At 64.9% G+C, this 15,838-nt stretch carries 13 protein-coding genes; 3 read left to right on the top strand and 10 right to left on the bottom strand.

The genetic code is table 11. From position 1 onward, the window contains the following. The first annotated feature begins 20 nt into the window (after positions 1 to 20). Both AC27VE_RS02605 and AC27VE_RS02600 read left to right on the top strand, forming a co-directional pair. Positions 21 to 1,709, top strand: a complete 1,689-nt coding sequence (locus AC27VE_RS02605; protein ID WP_488702971.1) for an ABC transporter permease subunit — start codon at positions 21 to 23, stop codon at positions 1,707 to 1,709. A gap of 17 nt (positions 1,710 to 1,726) precedes the next feature. Further along, positions 1,727 to 2,488 carry a DeoR/GlpR family DNA-binding transcription regulator gene (locus AC27VE_RS02600; RefSeq protein ID WP_006227962.1) on the top strand — a complete coding sequence of 254 codons (762 nt, stop codon included), beginning with the start codon at positions 1,727 to 1,729 and terminating at the stop codon, positions 2,486 to 2,488. Between the two features lie 27 nt (positions 2,489 to 2,515). Here the strand turns inward: AC27VE_RS02600 and AC27VE_RS02595 are convergent, their stop codons facing one another. The 4 genes from AC27VE_RS02595 to AC27VE_RS02580 form a co-directional block, all read right to left on the bottom strand. Beyond that, positions 2,516 to 3,511, bottom strand: a complete 996-nt coding sequence (locus AC27VE_RS02595; protein WP_315140152.1) for a Bug family tripartite tricarboxylate transporter substrate binding protein — start codon at positions 3,509 to 3,511, stop codon at positions 2,516 to 2,518. Between the two features lie 195 nt (positions 3,512 to 3,706). Beyond that, positions 3,707 to 5,305, bottom strand: coding sequence for a rhodanese-like domain-containing protein (locus tag AC27VE_RS02590; RefSeq protein ID WP_488702970.1), 1,599 nt, complete (start codon positions 5,303 to 5,305; stop codon positions 3,707 to 3,709). After that, positions 5,302 to 6,492 (bottom strand): cystathionine beta-lyase, encoded by a 1,191-nt coding sequence (gene metC, locus AC27VE_RS02585; protein WP_488702969.1) that lies wholly within the window; start codon positions 6,490 to 6,492, stop codon positions 5,302 to 5,304. Before metC ends, AC27VE_RS02590 begins: the two co-directional genes overlap by 4 nt. A 2-nt stretch (positions 6,493 to 6,494) precedes the next feature. Beyond that, positions 6,495 to 7,082, bottom strand: a complete 588-nt coding sequence (locus tag AC27VE_RS02580) for a cysteine dioxygenase family protein (protein WP_088589901.1) — start codon at positions 7,080 to 7,082, stop codon at positions 6,495 to 6,497. Positions 7,083 to 7,199: 117 nt separating this feature from the next. Here AC27VE_RS02580 and AC27VE_RS02575 point away from each other — a divergent pair, with 117 nt between their 5' ends. Next, entirely contained in the window at positions 7,200 to 8,093 is an 894-nt protein-coding gene (locus tag AC27VE_RS02575) for a LysR substrate-binding domain-containing protein (RefSeq protein ID WP_488702968.1), read from the top strand. Here AC27VE_RS02575 and AC27VE_RS02570 read toward each other — a convergent pair. Genes AC27VE_RS02570 through mnmG form a run of 6 tightly spaced genes read right to left on the bottom strand, consistent with a single transcriptional unit; the run spans position 8,087 to position 14,310 of the window. Further along, positions 8,087 to 9,091, bottom strand: a complete 1,005-nt coding sequence (locus tag AC27VE_RS02570; RefSeq protein WP_427956520.1) for an asparaginase — start codon at positions 9,089 to 9,091, stop codon at positions 8,087 to 8,089. The two genes, AC27VE_RS02575 and AC27VE_RS02570, sit on opposite strands and share 7 nt — an antisense overlap. Then, the gene (locus AC27VE_RS02565) at positions 9,084 to 10,007 is read right to left on the bottom strand and encodes a ParB/RepB/Spo0J family partition protein (RefSeq protein ID WP_006227955.1); all 924 of its coding nucleotides are present in this window, start codon (positions 10,005 to 10,007) and stop codon (positions 9,084 to 9,086) included. The genes AC27VE_RS02570 and AC27VE_RS02565 overlap by 8 nt, the downstream gene beginning before the upstream one ends. 43 nt (positions 10,008 to 10,050) lie before the next feature. Beyond that, a complete protein-coding gene (locus AC27VE_RS02560) occupies positions 10,051 to 10,875 on the bottom strand; it encodes a GNAT family N-acetyltransferase (protein ID WP_488702967.1) in 825 nt (274 codons plus the stop codon). 8 nt (positions 10,876 to 10,883) lie between these two features. Next, positions 10,884 to 11,684 (bottom strand): ParA family protein, encoded by an 801-nt coding sequence (locus AC27VE_RS02555; protein ID WP_006227953.1) that lies wholly within the window; start codon positions 11,682 to 11,684, stop codon positions 10,884 to 10,886. Continuing rightward, positions 11,681 to 12,394, bottom strand: coding sequence for a 16S rRNA (guanine(527)-N(7))-methyltransferase RsmG (gene rsmG, locus AC27VE_RS02550; protein ID WP_488702966.1), 714 nt, complete (start codon positions 12,392 to 12,394; stop codon positions 11,681 to 11,683). Before rsmG ends, AC27VE_RS02555 begins: the two co-directional genes overlap by 4 nt. Further along, the gene (gene mnmG / locus AC27VE_RS02545) at positions 12,391 to 14,310 is read right to left on the bottom strand and encodes a tRNA uridine-5-carboxymethylaminomethyl(34) synthesis enzyme MnmG (protein ID WP_006227951.1); all 1,920 of its coding nucleotides are present in this window, start codon (positions 14,308 to 14,310) and stop codon (positions 12,391 to 12,393) included. Before mnmG ends, rsmG begins: the two co-directional genes overlap by 4 nt. Between the last annotated feature and the right edge of the window lie 1,528 nt (positions 14,311 to 15,838).

Here is a 15,838-nt window from a genome sequence, read left to right as displayed (position 1 = left end):
GGCGCGGGTAGGGCCTGCCGATGAGCACGCTGGACGCGGGCGCGGGCGCGGCCGTGGCGGCGCCAGCCGGGCGCGCCCCCTGGTCGGCCGACCGGCTGCTGCTGTGGACCTGTGTGGCGATTCCGCTGGCGGGCCTGGCGCTGTTCTTCCTGTACCCCTTGGCCACCGTGGCGTGGCGCAGCCTCGTGGAAAAGGACGGTTCGATCGGGCTGGGCAACTATGCCGAAGTGTTCGCCACCCGCGGCATCCTGACCGCCACCGTCAACAGCCTCGCGATGAGCGCCGCGACCACCGCCGTCAGCATCTTGCTGGGATTCGCCATCGCCTATGGCCTGGACCGCAGTTGCATGCGCGGCAAGGCGATCGTGCGGTTGGCGCTGGTGCTGCCGTTGCTGGCGCCGTCGCTGGTGCAAGGCCTGGGGCTGATCTTCATCCTGGGGCGCAACGGGCTGGTGCACCGGTGGACGGGCTGGGAGATCGACATCTACGGCTTCTGGGGGCTGCTGATCTCGAACGTGTTCTACGCCCTGCCCCAGGCCGTGCTGATCCTGCAGGCCGCGTTGCGAAACATGGACGCCCGCTACTACGACGCGGCTGAAGTCATGGGCGCCTCGGGCACGCGGCAGTTCTTCGACATCACCCTGCCCAACTGCAAGTTCGGCCTGCTGAGCGCCGCCTTCGTGGTGTTCGTCATCACCATCACCGACTTCGGCAACGCGGCGGTGATCGGCGGCAATTACCGCGTGCTGGCCACGGAGATCTACAGCCAGGTGTCTGGCCAGATGAATTTCGGGATGGGCTCGGTGGTGGGCATCCTGCTGCTCTTGCCGTCGTTGATTTCGGTGCAGATCGAACGCGTGGCCTCGCAGCGCCAGTTCGGGTCGGCGTCGCCCAGCGGCCTGCGGGTGGCGCCCCAGCCTGCGCGGGCGCGCGATGCGGCGTTCGGCATTGGCGTGCTGCTGGCCTGCGGCACGATCATCCTGACGGTAGCGACCGTGGTGTTCGCCAGCTTCATGCGGTTGTGGCCGTACCGCATGGAATGGACGCTCAAGCACTACGACATCACCGTCAGCGGCGGCTACACGCCCCTGTGGACTTCGCTGTACCTGTCGCTGGCCGCGGCCGGCGGCGGCGTGCTGCTGCTGTTCTTCCTGTGCTTTGGCGTGTGCCGCATCGGACGGGGCTGGGCCAAGATCGTGTATCTGCTTTCCGTGCTGCCCGTCGGGGTGCCGGGCCTGGTGCTGGGGCTGTCCTACATCTTCGCGTTCAATGCGCCCGGCACGCCTTTATATGCGCTGTACGGCAGCGCGGCGCTGATCGCCCTGTGCAACTTCTACCACTATCACACGCAAGGTTTCCTGACGATGATGACGGGGATGCGCGCGGTGCCGCAGGCCCTGGAGGAAGCCGTGAGCTGCCTGGGCGGAGGCACGGTGCAGGTGCTGCGCGATGCGGTCCTGCCGCTGATCGCGCCCACCGTGCTGGGCGTGTTCTTCTTCCTGTTCATGCGGTCGATGGTGACGCTGTCCGCGGTGATATTCCTGGTGACGCCCACCGTCAGCGTGGCGCCGGTATCGGTGCTGCGGTTGGACGAGGCCGGGTTCGTTTCGCAGGCCGCGGCGTATTCCACGCTTATCATGCTGGTCGTTGGAGGCTCTCTGCTGGCCATGCGCGCGTTGATCGCCGGTGCGGCGCGGCGGCGGAGATAGATTAGGAAGCATCGGATATGTGGCAAGAAGAGCGGTATCAGAGAATCCGCGCCCTGCTGTCGTCATTGCAGCAGGTATCGACCGACCGCATCGTCGGCGAACTCGGTGTGTCGCGCGAGACCGTCAGGCGCGATCTGCTTGAGCTGGAGGCGATGGGCGAATTGCGCCGCGTGCACGGCGGCGCCGTGCCGGTACATAGCGAACCGCCGATCGCCGAGCGCGTGCACACGCGCGTCAAATACAAGCGCGCCATCGCGCGCGCGGCGGCCGGCCTCGTGTCCAGCGGACAGACCTTGTTCCTGGACGCGGGCAGCACCACCAGCGTGCTGGCGGACGAACTGGCCAAGCTGTCCGGCCTGACCATCATCACGAATTCGTTCGATGTCGCACTGAAAGTGGGTGCAGCGGGCAATGGCGCCAACCAGCTGATCATGCTGGGCGGCGCGGTGGGCGGCCCGGTCTGCGCCACCGCCGGCGACATCACCATCGCGGAGATCCACCGCTACCGCGCCGACCTGGCGTTGCTATCGCCGGTCGGCGTGGATGCGGAGTGCGGCGCCACCAATTACGACCTGCGCGAGGCCGAGGTGGCGCGCGCGATGACGGCCAACGCCAAGCAGCTGGTGCTGTTGGCCGACTTCAGCAAGATCGGCCTGTGCAGTCGCGTGTCATTTTGCGGCGCGGACCGCATCGGCCATCTGGTGACCAACACCAGCGCGCAGAAGTCTCCCGCCTTTGCGGCCCTGAAAAGCGCCGTCGGCAACGTGCTGGCGGTGTAGGCCGGCGCCCCCGCCGGCCGGGACGCATCAGTCGAGCGACACCCCTGCGGTCTTCACCATGTCCGCCCAGTACACCGTGTCTTCCTGCAGGCGCGTTTTGAACGCATCGGGCTGGCTGCCCACCGGCCAGCTGCCGCCGCTGTTGATCTTGGCGATCACATTGGGCGACTTCATGGCCTGGGCCACGGCCTGCGCCAGGTAGGCGACGCGCTCGGGCGGCGTGCCGGCGGGCGCGAACAGGCCATACCAGTCGTCGGCGGTGATGCCGTCCAGGCCGCTTTGCTTGAGCGTGGGCGCACCCTTGAAGACGCCGATGCTGTTTTCATGGCTCAGGGCAAGGATGCGCAGCTTGCCCGCCGTCACCATCGGTTCGGCCGATGCGGGAGAGGTGATCAGCATATCCACCGTGCCGCCCATCAGATCGGTAATGGCCGGCGCGGCGCCGCGGTACGGCACGTGCACCAGGTTCACGCCCGCCTTTTTCGACACCAGCGCGCCCATCAGATGGCTCATGGTGCCGTTGCCCGGCGTGGCGTAGGTGACGATGCCCGGCTGCTTGCGCGCGGCCTCCAGATAGTCGCCCAGCGTCTTGTACGGGCTTTCCGTACGCGCGACCAGCACGAGCGGCGCGGACGTAATCTGCGAGATCGGCGTGAAGTCCTTGACCGGATCGAAGCCCACGTTCTTGTACAGGCGCGGGTTGACGGCCATGACACTGGTCTGCGACATCACGAGGGTATAGCCGTCCGGCTTGGCGCGCGACACCTGCGCGGTGCCGACGTTGCCGCCCGCCCCCGAACGGTTTTCCACCACGACGCTCTGGCCGACGATGGCGCCCAGTTCCTGCGCGATCAGCCGCGCCACCCCATCGTTGCCGCCCCCGGGCGGGAACGGCGAGACCACGGTGATGGCCTGTTTGGGATAGTCGGCGGGCGCCTTCAACGTCTGGGCGCTGGCGCTCCCCATCAAACCGGCAATCGCCAGGGCGGCCGTCCCGCAAGCGTGCAATGCATGGTGCTTCATCTGGATTTCCCCTTGTGTCGGCGGCCGGATACTCGGCCGTCCTTTGCATTCCGGTTCGCCATGAACCGTCCGCACCCCGTCGGCACGTGCCGACGGGGCGTATTGATCGGGTTGATGCGTCTGTCGTCGCGCCACACGGCCTCTGCGGGCCGCGTTGGCGCTTGCGCCCTTGATGGGCGGGGTCAATGCGCGGCGTCAGCCGGCCGGAAAGCGGTAGCCCGCCAGTTCACGTTCGTCGATCTGCTTGACCAGATTGGTCTCCCAGGACAGGTACTGCCGGGCAGCCGCCTTGTTGCCGTCGTGGCGGTCATGCACAAAGAAGAGGTAGTCGATGCACTCGCTGTCGGCCGGCACGGCAGGCGTGGATTCGAGGGGGATGCCCGCTGCCGACCAACTGGCGGGGGTGCCCGTGTTGACCTGGATATCCGTCACACCCTGCGCACGCAGGTCTTCGGCGGCCCACGCGGCCACGGCGGCCTCTTCGGCCAGCAGGATGACGGGGCGGGTGGAATCCAGATCCAGGCGATCCAGGCGCGGGCGGATCGACCACACAGCACCCGTGATGTGGCTGGCGCGATAGCGCATGCCCGGGCGCAGGTCGACGGCCTGCGCGCCTTGCGCCAACGCAGCGGCCAGCCCGGCATCGGACAGCGCAGGGAGGGCGGGCGTGTGCGCAGCCGTCACGTCGTTCGTCAACGCGGCGCGCACGCCCTCTTTAAGCACGCACGCGTCCCAGCCCATTTGCCGCAGCCAGCTGGCCACCACGGGCGCGCGCACGCCTTCGGCGTCGAATACGACGATGCGGGCGCCGCGCACGGCCAGGTATTGGTCGGTGGCCTGCACCAGTTGACCGCCCGGCGTGTGCTGCGCGCCGGGCAAGGAGCCCGCGGCGAATTCCTCGGCGCTGCGCACATCGCACAGGAAGGTGCTGCGCGAGCCATCCTGCAACCAGGCCTGCACGGTGCCGGCGTCAACCACCGGCACGCCGTGGCGTTCGCCCAGTTGCGCCGAGCGGGCGGCCAGCGCCGGCAACTCGTCGGTCGCAATGCCGTCGTCATAGCGGCGGCGCGCGCCGTGCTCCAGTTGCAGGTCTTCCAGGTACCAGCCTTGCGTGCCGTTTTCCAGAGCGTAGACGGGGTTGGGCACGCCCAGGTTGATCAGGGTCTGCGCGCCGATGATGCTGCGCGTGCGGCCTGCGCAGTTGATGACGATCGTGGTGTTGGGGTCCTTGGCCAGCGTGTGGGCGCGCAGCGCCAGTTCGCCGTTCGGGCAGCAGATGCCGCCGGGAATGCTCATCTTCTGGTATTCGGCATAGGGTCGGCCGTCCAGGACGATCAGATCGTCGCCGCGCCGCTGGCGTTCTGCGAGTTCGCGGGCGCCGATGCGCGGCGTGTGGAAAACTTCTTCGGCCAATTCGCCGAACGTCTTGCTAGGCACGTTCACGCCGGCAAACGCGGCGTAGCCGTCCTGCTGCCACTGGGCGATGCCGCCAGCCAGGCGATGCACGTGGCGATAGCCCAGCGCTGCCAATGCGCGGGTGGCGCGTTCGGCGGTGGTGTCGCCGCCGCCGTTGTCGTACACCACCACGCGTGCGTCGCGTCGCGGCGCCAGGCGCACGATGTCGATCTCAAGCCGGCTATAGGGCACGGGCGCGGCATAGAACAGGTGCGCCTCGCCGTATTGGCCGTGTTCGCGCACATCCAGCAAGGCGATCTCGCGGCCGTCGTGCAGCCATTGCTTGAGCGTGTGCGAGTCGACGTCTGCGGCGGAAGGGGCGGAATGGGGATGCATCATGAAATCCGGAGAGAACGGGGGGATTGGGTAAGTGCGGACAAGCCTTGTTCAAGGTCGCCGATCAGGTCTTCGGGATCTTCCAGGCCGATATGCAGGCGCAGCATGGCGCCGCGCGGGGTCGGGTCCGGCAGCGAGCGCGTGTTCAGCTGCACCGGAATCACCAGGCTTTCGAAGCCGCCCCACGACGCGCCGATGCCGAACAGGCGCAGACTGTCGATCAGCCGCTCGACATCCGCTACGTCGAACGCGTCAGCCAGCTCGACCGTCAACAGGCCATTGGCGCCCGTGCAATCGCGCTGCCAGCGCGCGTGCGACGGATCGCCGGGCAAGGCGGGGCACAGCACGCGCGCGATCTCGGGACGGCCCTGCAGCCATTGCGCCACCCGCAACGCATGGCGGGCGTGCTGCGCCATGCGCAGCGGCAACGAACGCATGCCGCGCAGCACCAGGAATGCGTCGTCGGCCCCGACCGTCTGGCCAAAATCGATGGAAGCGCGTTCCAGTGCGCGCCAGGCGCGGCGGTTGACGACGGCGGCGCCCATCATCACATCGGCATGGCCGCCCAGGTATTTGGTTGCCGCCAGCAGGGAGATATCGGCGCCCAAAGTCAGCGGCTTGTATATCAAACCCGACGCCCACGTGTTATCCACAGCCAGCCAGCAATCGTGTTTTTTCGCAGCTGTGGATAACTCGGTGAGGTCCGGCATGTCGTACGTCAGCGACCCGGGCGACTCCGCATAGATCATGCGGGTGTTGGGCCGGATCAGGGCTTCGATGCCGGCGCCGTCGGGCCGGTAGACCGTATATTCGATTCCCATCCGCGTCAGATGCTCGACGCAAAAGCGACGTACCGGTTCATACACGGCATCGGTCACCAGAACATGGTCGCCGGTCCGCAGATACGCCAGCAGCACTGTCGCGATGGCGGCCTGGCCGGTGGGATAAAGCGCCGCGCGATAGCCCTGTTCCAGCTCGACCAGCGCATCTTCGAGCGCATGCGTGCTGTCGGTGCCGCGCGCGCCGTAGGACGGCAGGCGTTCCTGTTCGCGGCGTTCCCGCGTGTCGCGCCAAGCGGCGACGCTGTCGAAGACATAGGTGCTGGCGCGCGTGACGGGGGTGTTCACCCATCCTTGATGGGGACGCCCTGCGCGCAGCAAACGCGTTGCGGACCGGTAGGGCTTGTTCATGGTCAGCGGCGGGTCTTCACGCCGATCGGCATGATCTTGCAGGTGCCGGCTTCCAGGTCGAAGCCCAGGCGTTCGTTCAGCGTTTCCAGCGCACGGCCATACATGTGCAGGTGACGGATGACGCTGTCGCCCTGGATCTCGACGGCGTGGATGTCGTCGGGCATCAAGGCGATGCCGGCGCCAGGGCCGACCACGACCGTGCCCGTCTTCGCCAGGCGGCCCACGCCCGGCACCGAACCGTCGTCGGTGCGGTCATAGACGTAGTTGTATTCCACGCCTTCCACGGCAGCGATACAGGCCCAGGTCGTGTGGTTATGCGGCACGATCTTGTTGCCGGGACGCATGACGTTCAGATAGAGGGCATAGCTCTTGTCGTCGTCTTCGGCGATCAGGTAGCGCGCCTGGCGCTCGCCGTCTTCCGGAGCCGCATATCGATCACCCGCCCACCAGTCGGTGTGGCTGGCCAAGCCCACGAGCTCTTGCAGCACCTCATCCAGGCTGTCGCGGTTCAGCCCCTTATTTCCTACAGTTTTTTTAATATTTCCGATGGCGGCATCGATGCCGGCCTGATGGGGATGCGCGGTGCTCACTTTGTCTTTTCCTCTTGTTTCATGAGTTATTGCACTTACTGTATCGCCCGCATCCCGCACCAACAATTTAAATTGCCTTAACATTCCATTAGCAACGCTAATACTTTAGAGCCCGCCATGCGCAATCTGGATCTGGATCTTCTTCGCACGCTGACGGCCATCGCCCAGCACGACACCTTTTCCGAAGCCGCTAACCGGCTGCACAAGACACAGTCGGCCATCACGCAGCAGATGCAGCGGCTGGAATCCACCATCGGCCTGCCTCTCTTCGAAAAACAGGGGCGCAACAAGGTGCTGTCGTCGCACGGGCGCCGGCTGGTGGAGTACGCGCGCCACATGCTGGCCATCAACGACGAGGCGCTGCGCGCCCTGCAGGACGGCCCGCTTGAGGGGGACCTGCGACTGGGTGCGCCGCTGGACGTAGCGGACACCATCCTGCCCACCCTGCTGACGCACATCGCACGCTCAGCGCCGCGCGTGAAGCTGGAGATTCGCGTGGACCGCAGCCCGTTCCTGATGGATGCGTTGCGCGCCGGTGAAATCGACCTGACGATCTCCACGCGCTTCGACCAGGACTTTGAAGGCGTGGCGCTGCGCACCTCCCCCACCGTCTGGCTGGCCTCTGCCGACTATGTGCATGACGTGCACGCGCCGGTGCCGCTGGTGTTGGCCGACGAGCCCAGCATCTTCCGCCGGCTGGCCCTGAACGCGTTGGAGCAGGAGCGCGTGCGGTGGCACACCAACTATGTGGCGCCGAATCTGGTGGGGATCAAAGCCGCGCTGCGCGCCGGGCTGGGCGTGACGGCCCGCAGCGTGGAACTGCTGGGGCCGGAAATGCGGGTGCTGGGGGAAAAGGAAGGGCTACCGCCCTTGCCGGACGTAACCTACTTCCTGTGGATAAGACGTGATCTGATCAATCCGCTGACGCGGCAGGTCTACGACATGCTGCGGGCAAACCTCGGCCTGGCGCAGCAAGGCGACGCGGCAAGCGCGCCGCCGCGCGATCAGTAGCGGTCGAAGATCGCCTGCAGGGCAGCCGGATCACGCGTGACGGACAGGCCCAGCATCAGCAGGATGCGCGCCTTTTGCGGATTCAGGTCGCCTGCGGCGATGAAGCCCAGGCTGGCGTCGTCCAGTTCCACGTCGCGGGCCACGAATCCGCTGCCCGTGCGACTGGCGCGCACGACGGCCGTGCCGTCGGTGACCGCCCGGCTCAGGGCGTCGATGCCCAGATCGGTGGCGTTGCCGTCGCCCACCCCGGCCAGCACGATGCCGTCAGCCACGTCGGCCAGGAAATCGACCAGGTCCGCCTGCAGGTTGGCATGGGCGTAGACGACATCCACGCGCGGCCAGCCGGCCTTTTCCAATAATGCGAGTGAAAACTCGCTTTGTGTGGTGTGCGTGGTGGTGTTGCGCGAATAGAAGCACGGCGCGCCGCCATGCATGACGCCGGCGCGGCCGCGATTGGGCGATGCGAAGGCGCACAGGCCCGCGCTGGCGATCTTCTGGATCTCGCGTGCGTAATGCACGTCTTCGTTCATGACGACGAGCGGCCCGCGGCCGCGCGCGTCGGGATGGCGCGCCAGCGCCACCGCGTTGTACAGGTTGGCCGGGCCTTCGGCGCCCAGCGCCGTGGCCGGACGCATCGCGCCCACCAGCACGACGGGTTTGTCGTGCTGAATCACCAGGCTCAGGAAGTACGCGGTTTCTTCAAGCGTATCCGTGCCGTGGGTGATGACGATGCCGGCCACCGAGGCGTCCTGGCACAGCGTGTCCACGCGTTCGGCCAGCGCGCGCCAGACGTCGTGCGTCATGTTCTGGCTACCGACGTTGGCGACCTGCTCGGCGCGGATCTCGGCAATGCCGGCCAGCTGCGGTACCGCCGCCAACAGATCGTTGACGGAGAACGAACCGGCCTTGTAGCCCGCCGAGGTCGCGTCCGCCTGCGCACCTGCGATGGTGCCGCCGGTGGCCAGCACCGCGACGACCGGCAGCGCGTGCTCAGGCATCCACGACTCCGGACAGGCCTTGGCGTTCCAGCAGCGAATTCAGGTGTTCCCAGCCGTGGAAGTCGATGACGATCTGGCCCTTTTCCTTGGCGCCCACTTTCAGGGCAACCCGCGTGCCCAGGTGATCGGACAGGGCCTCTTCCAGGCGCGTCAGGTCGCGCGAGACGCCGTTGGCCTTCTTGCGGGGCGATGCCGCCGATTCGGTTTCCTTGGCGGTCTTCGCGACAAGCTTTTCGGCCTCGCGCACCGACAGGCGGCGCGCGATGATCTGGTTGGCCAGCTGGATCTGCGTGGCGGCATCGACCGCCAGCAATGCGCGGGCATGGCCCATGTCGACGTCGCCGGCCAGCAGCATCGTCTGCACGGGCGCCGCCAGGTTCAGCAGGCGCAGCAAGTTGCTGGTGGCGGAACGCGAGCGGCCGATCGCTTGCGCGGCCTGCTCGTGCGTCAGGCCGAATTCGTCCAGCAGGCGGCGCACGCCGTGCGCCTCTTCCAGCGGGTTCAGGTCTTCACGCTGGATGTTTTCGATCAGCGCCATGACGGCCGCGTTTTCGTCGGCCACGTCGCGCACAAGCACCGGCACTTCCTTCAAGCCGGCCAGCTGGGCGGCGCGAAAGCGTCGTTCGCCTGCGATGATCTCGTAATTGCCGGGCGCGGTTTCGCCCAGCGCGCGCACAAGAATGGGTTGCATGATGCCTTGCGTGCGGATCGACTCGGCCAGCTCACCCAAGGCGCCCTCGTCCATGCGCGTGCGCGGCTGATACTTGCCGGCGCGCATCTTCGAGATGGGCAAGGTGGATGGCGGACCCTCGGGCTTGGCCGCGACGGCCTTGCCGATGTTGTCGATCGCCGGCGCGTCTGCGCCCAGCAAGGCGTCCAGTCCGCGACCCAATCCCTTGGGTTTCTTGGTGGCCATAGTTAAATCCTCTTTCCTTCTGTTTTTGTATCCCGAGCCAGGCTCAGGCGTCCGTCTGCTCGGCGGGCAGACGGTACCAATACGCGTAACAGTCTTTGAAACCGTAGCGGCCATACAGGGCCCGCGCGGCTGTATTCTCCGGCTCGACCTGCAGGTACGCCGTCGTGGCGCCGCCGGCGGCGCCTTCGGTCAATAGGTAATCCACCAGGGCATCGGCGTAGCCTTTACGCCGTTGCCCCGGATCGGTGACGATGTCGAACAGGCCCACGAGGTCATCGTCGCGGACGGCCAGGCCCGCGGCAACACACTGACCCGCCGCGTCCAATGCGAGCACCGGCAGCTTATCCACAGCCAGTCCTTGCAGACGCGCTTGATGTTCCCCGATATGCCCGGGCGCCGAGCCACGCATGGCCCCGACCGCCTGCGCGAAGCGGCCGGTGTCGACTTTCCTGAAATGCAGGCCGCCCCGGACGCTGGGCCTGGGGGCGAGCGACATGCTCATGACTCGGGTCTCACCGGTAAAGGTATAGCCGCGGGCCTCCAGTTCGGCGTCCAGCAAAAAATCTGGGCCGATGGAGGTAATGCGCAGCACCATGGGCAAGCCATGGCGCGCATACAACGAAGAACAATACGCCAGCCGCTCGTCCAGCGGACGTGTGGATAACCCCAGCACATTGACGCTGCGCACACGCTTGGCTTCCGAGTGCGCAAAGCGCACCAGCCAACCATCATAGAGCACCTGCGCGCCGACCGCCGTCGCGTTCAGCGCGGCCTCTTCCAGCCGCGCGCGCAGGCTGTCGCGCACGTCGGCAGGCGGCGTGCGGGAGACATGCGTTGCGGTCGGGGAAAAGAGCGCTGCGACAGACATGGCAAGGCTTACTTCAGATCTTTCCTGACGCGCTCGATCATTTCGGCGCCGAACGAGATATAGGCCTGCGCGCCGCGTGACGCTCGGTCATACACGACACCCGGCATGCCGTAACTGGGTGCTTCGGCAAGGCGCACGTTGCGCGGCACGACGGTCTTGAAGACCTTGTCGCCGAAGTGGGCCTCGAGCTGCGCGGACACTTGCTGTTGCAACGTCATACGCGGGTCGAACATCACGCGCAGCAAGCCGATGACGCGCAGGTCGTCATTGATATTGCGATGGACGCGCTTGATGGTGTTGACGAGATCGGACAAGCCTTCCAGCGCGAAGTACTCGCACTGCATCGGAATGATGACGCCGTGGGCGGCGGCCAGTCCGTTGAGCGTCAGCAAGGACAGCGTCGGCGGGCAATCGATCAGCACGAAATCGTATTGGCCGGCAACCGTGTCCAGCGCGGCCTTCAACTGGCGTTCGCGCTCGTCCATTTGCACGAGATCGATCTCGGCGCCGGACAGCTCGCGGTTGGCGGGCAGGACGTCATAGCCGCCGGATTCCGACTTCACGCGGGCCTGCTCGATGGTGGCCTCGCCGATCAGCACCTGGTACAGGTTCGATTCCAGCGCATTCTTGTCGATGCCGCTACCCATCGTGGCGTTGCCTTGAGGGTCCAGGTCCACCAGCAGCACGCGCTGATTGTGCGTGGCAAGGCCCGCCGCCAGATTGATGGCGGTCGTCGTCTTGCCCACACCACCCTTTTGGTTGGCGATGCAGAAGACGCGGGCGGTTGTGCTGGGGGGTAAGTTCTTCATAGGGTTCCTTGACTGCGTCCTTCACCGCGCTCTTCGCCGCGGCGCATCCAGATCAGGCAGCGTTCTGCTTGCAGCTCCGGTACCCGGAGCGGCTGAATATGGTCGACTTGCCATTCCCCGCGCGCATGCAGCGCCTGAATCTCTTCATCGGGGACCTTGCCCTTCATGGCGACGAGGGTACCATCGATGCGCACGTGGCGACCCGCGAGCTGCGCAAAATCGTCCAGCGACGCGAAGGCTCGGGAAGTGACGATGTTGCACTCGGCCGGCTCCAGCGTTTCGATGCGCGCATGGCGCGCTTGCAGGTTGGGCAAAGCCAGCGCGCCACTCATCTGGCGCACGAATGCGGTTTTCTTTTCAACGGCGTCGATGCACGTCACCGACCACATGGGCCGCATGGTCGCGAGAACGACGCCAGGCAGGCCGCCACCCGATCCGACGTCGTAGACCTTGGCAGGGGCGTCAGCGGCGCCCAGCGCCTCGCTGAACGGCCCCACGGCGGCCAGGCTGTCGAACAGATGCTGGATCAGCATCTGCTGGGGATCGCGGATGGCGGTGAGGTTGTAGGTCCGGTTCCAGCGCTGCATCTGGGACAGGTAGTTCAGCAGCTTGTCGTGCGCGGCGGCATCGGCAGGCAGCCCCAGCTGCTCGCATGCGCGAGAGAGGCGGCCGGCCATGTCAGCGCCGGCCTGGTCGATACGGGCGGTCATGCGGCTTGCTTGCGCGAGCCGTAGTGCAGGCGCTTGAGGTGGATCAGCAACAACGAGATTGCAGCGGGGGTCACGCCGGAGATGCGTGCGGCCTGGCCGACGGTTTCCGGGCGATGCGTCTTCAACTTCTGGCGCACTTCGAACGACAGGCTGGTCACGGCGTCGTAGTCCACATCCGCGGGGATGGGCTGCTGCTCGTGCGAAATCTGCTTTTGGACTTCGTCCTGCTGGCGCGCGATATAGCCGGCGTACTTCACCTGGATCTCAACCTGCTCGGCCAAGACCTCGTCTTCCACCACGCCTGGGCCGGCCAGCAGCGAGCCGTCGGCATTACGCGTGGCCATCAATGCTTCATAGGAAACATTCGGGCGTTTCAGCAGGTCGGCTAGTGAGTACTCACGTTCAATTGCCTTGCCCAGCAGCGGTTCCGCGATCTCGGCCGGCAGAATCCGCGGATTGACCCACGAAGACTTCAGGCGTTCGACTTCCGCCGCCACCGCGTCGCGCTTGCGGTTGAACGCGTCCCAGCGTGCGTCATCGACGATGCCCAGCTGGCGGCCGATTTCGGTCAGGCGCAGGTCGGCATTGTCTTCGCGCAGGCTCAGGCGGTATTCGGCGCGCGAGGTGAACATGCGATAGGGCTCGGTCACGCCGCGGGTGACCAGGTCGTCGACCAGCACGCCCAGATAGGCTTCGTCGCGACGCGGAGTCCAGGGATCGCGGCCCAGCGACTGCAGCGCGGCGTTGACGCCAGCCAGCAAGCCTTGAGCGGCGGCTTCTTCGTATCCCGTCGTGCCGTTGATCTGGCCGGCAAAGAACAGGCCGGCAATCGCCTTGGTTTCGAGCGTGCTCTTCAATCCACGTGGATCGAAGTAGTCGTACTCGATGGCATAGCCCGGGCGCATGATGTGCGCGTTTTCCAAGCCACGCAGGGAATGGATCAAGTCCAGCTGCACATCGAAAGGCAAGCTGGTCGACACACCGTTGGGATAGACCTCGTGCGTATCCAGGCCTTCCGGTTCCAGGAAGACCTGATGGGATTCCTTGTCGGCAAAGCGATGGATCTTGTCTTCGATGGACGGGCAGTAGCGCGGCCCCACCCCTTCGATGACGCCGCTGTACATCGGCGAGCGGTCCAGGCCGCCGCGGATGATGTCGTGCGTGCGGGCGTTGGTGTGCGTGATCCAGCACGGCAACTGGCGCGGGTGCATGGCCACGTTACCCATGTACGAAAACACGGGGATGGGATCGAGATCGCCGGGTTGCTCTTCCAGAATGCTGTAGTTGATCGAGCGTCCGTCGATGCGCGGCGGGGTGCCGGTCTTCAGGCGGCCCTGCGGAAGCTTCAGTTCCTTCAGGCGCTGCCCCAGCGAGATCGCCGGAGGATCGCCGGCGCGGCCACCCGAATAATTCTGCAGGCCCACGTGGATCAAGCCATTCAGGAACGTGCCAGCGGTCAGCACCACCGTCCGGGCACGAAACTTCAGGCCTACCTGGGTTACCGCGCCAACGACGCGGTCGCCTTCCACCATCAGATCTTCGACCGCTTGCTGGAACAGCCACAAGTTTGGCTGGTTCTCGAGGCGGCCCCGGATCGCCTGACGGTAAAGCACGCGGTCGGCTTGAGCGCGAGTAGCGCGAACCGCCGGACCTTTCGAACCGTTCAGGATGCGGAACTGAATCCCGGCTTCGTCCGTTGCCAAAGCCATTGCGCCACCCAGCGCGTCGACTTCTTTGACAAGGTGGCCCTTGCCGATCCCACCGATGGAGGGATTGCAAGACATTTGGCCAAGGGTCTCGATGTTGTGCGTCAGCAGCAGCGTCTGGGCGCCAGCGCGGGCCGCAGCCAGCGCCGCTTCAGTGCCGGCGTGGCCGCCACCGACGACGATGACATCGAATTCGCGGGGATAGTCCATGATGGGGAGGGGAGATAAGAGAGCGTTCGGTGTTCATTATAGAGGCAGGGGTGGCATGTTTCACGTGAAACATGGATAGGGGTGCGGATGACCTTCCTGCCCTGCCCGCTTCGCGTCGGAATTTGACAACGAAGGTCCAGGGCACAGGGCGAATATGTCGGCATCTGCCGGTGTTTTTGCTTGTCATGTTTCACGTGGAACAGGCTGGGGCGTGGAGTCGTCGCCTAGCCATTCTCTGCGCTTCACCGCTTCTGGGCATGCACATGTTTCACGTGGAACATCCTGCGCCTGAGTTCTACCCCCTCCTGAGCGGCAGAGCAGGGATCCACAAGCGCCCTCCTCCGTACACGACGCGAATATCGGAATCTGCCGACTATTCAGTGCGAATCCGATCAGCGGCACATGGTGTGGTCGATGGCCAAATAGATCGTCGCGAACGGCGGGGTTTACCCCTTACGGCATGTTCCACGTGAAACGTCGCACCTTTTTCATCGGCCAGCCCCCTAAACTCGACCCGCCTGGAACGGTTGATCCCAGGCCGTCCGTACCGGGCTAGGTGCCTGCCAGGAGCAAATGTTCCACGTGGGACATCCCTATGGCAGCTAGGATTGCAAACGAAGCGCGAGCCCATCCCCGTGTCTACTGGCGGAATGTTCCACGTGAAACACTGCACAAATCTGCGATGGAAGGCCTGCATCCCTCTCTTACGAGCATGACGAGTAACGTTCCACGTGGAACATTGGGATGCGTCTGATGGCGCCCTATGGTGCACTGACCGGATGTTTCACGTGGAACATCCGATCAAAGCCTCGCGACTCCTGAGTTCGATCGCCTCGAAGCGACCGTTCCTCCACGTTCGGTCCTGATGTTCCACGTGAAACATTCGGCCCAATTGCCATCCAGTAAAGGTGCTGAGAGTCGAGATAAGGCGGGGCATGTTCCTCGTGGAACATCGAGGTAGGCAAATCACTGTTCGAGCGTCGGTGCCGTCCGTAAAACGTCCGCAGCCCGACACCCTGTTCCACGTGAAACATGTCTCGCATGTCGTTCGTGAAACACACTCAGGGTTCGCGTTCAGCACGTTTCACGTGAAACACATCAAATTTAGGGACACGGATATCGCGTCTCGTGGCCCGCACTCTGTACCGCTCTCCTCATGATTTACTGAAGCCGACGATCCGGCTGTAAGAAACAAGGCAAATCCGGAAATTCTAGGAACCCGAAGACAGGTCAAAAAAAACGATTTTCCAACCCCTACCCTACCCCTTGACGAAAATATCGTTAATTTTTGCCGTTCCACGTGAAACGTCCGCCAGCGCTTGAGGTCTGCGAGGATCCAGGATCGACGAAATTCTCGGAGCGCACACAAGCAAGCAATCAACGCCCGGCAATCATTGCGCGGCATCCGCCGAAATATTCCAAGCTTGCACACGCTCGTGTTTATTCACAGCATGCAGTGGATATCTTGGTGAAGACCAAAACGCCGTGATTTTCTCCGGCCAGAAGCGCTTTCAAGTTATCAACATCC

It is taken from the genome of Achromobacter sp. 18P8.1.1 (genome assembly GCF_057799415.1).
The sequence above is the reverse complement of the archived record's forward strand: the minus strand, read 5'-3'. Positions and strand labels throughout refer to the sequence as shown.

What these genes read in the sequence shown, in the direction of transcription:
- AC27VE_RS02560 (WP_488702967.1), bottom strand. Translation starts at nt 10,875, where the DNA reads ATGTCTGTCGCAGCGCTCTTTTCCCCGACCGCAACGCATGTCTCCCGC.
- AC27VE_RS02590 (WP_488702970.1), bottom strand. Translation starts at nt 5,305, where the DNA reads ATGATGCATCCCCATTCCGCCCCTTCCGCCGCAGACGTCGACTCGCAC.
- AC27VE_RS02555 (WP_006227953.1), bottom strand. Translation starts at nt 11,684, where the DNA reads ATGAAGAACTTACCCCCCAGCACAACCGCCCGCGTCTTCTGCATCGCC.
- AC27VE_RS02605 (WP_488702971.1), top strand. Translation starts at nt 21, where the DNA reads ATGAGCACGCTGGACGCGGGCGCGGGCGCGGCCGTGGCGGCGCCAGCC.
- rsmG (WP_488702966.1), bottom strand. Translation starts at nt 12,394, where the DNA reads ATGACCGCCCGTATCGACCAGGCCGGCGCTGACATGGCCGGCCGCCTC.
- AC27VE_RS02565 (WP_006227955.1), bottom strand. Translation starts at nt 10,007, where the DNA reads ATGGCCACCAAGAAACCCAAGGGATTGGGTCGCGGACTGGACGCCTTG.
- AC27VE_RS02575 (WP_488702968.1), top strand. Translation starts at nt 7,200, where the DNA reads ATGCGCAATCTGGATCTGGATCTTCTTCGCACGCTGACGGCCATCGCC.
- AC27VE_RS02595 (WP_315140152.1), bottom strand. Translation starts at nt 3,511, where the DNA reads ATGAAGCACCATGCATTGCACGCTTGCGGGACGGCCGCCCTGGCGATT.
- AC27VE_RS02570 (WP_427956520.1), bottom strand. Translation starts at nt 9,091, where the DNA reads ATGCCTGAGCACGCGCTGCCGGTCGTCGCGGTGCTGGCCACCGGCGGC.
- mnmG (WP_006227951.1), bottom strand. Translation starts at nt 14,310, where the DNA reads ATGGACTATCCCCGCGAATTCGATGTCATCGTCGTCGGTGGCGGCCAC.
- metC (WP_488702969.1), bottom strand. Translation starts at nt 6,492, where the DNA reads ATGAACAAGCCCTACCGGTCCGCAACGCGTTTGCTGCGCGCAGGGCGT.
- AC27VE_RS02600 (WP_006227962.1), top strand. Translation starts at nt 1,727, where the DNA reads ATGTGGCAAGAAGAGCGGTATCAGAGAATCCGCGCCCTGCTGTCGTCA.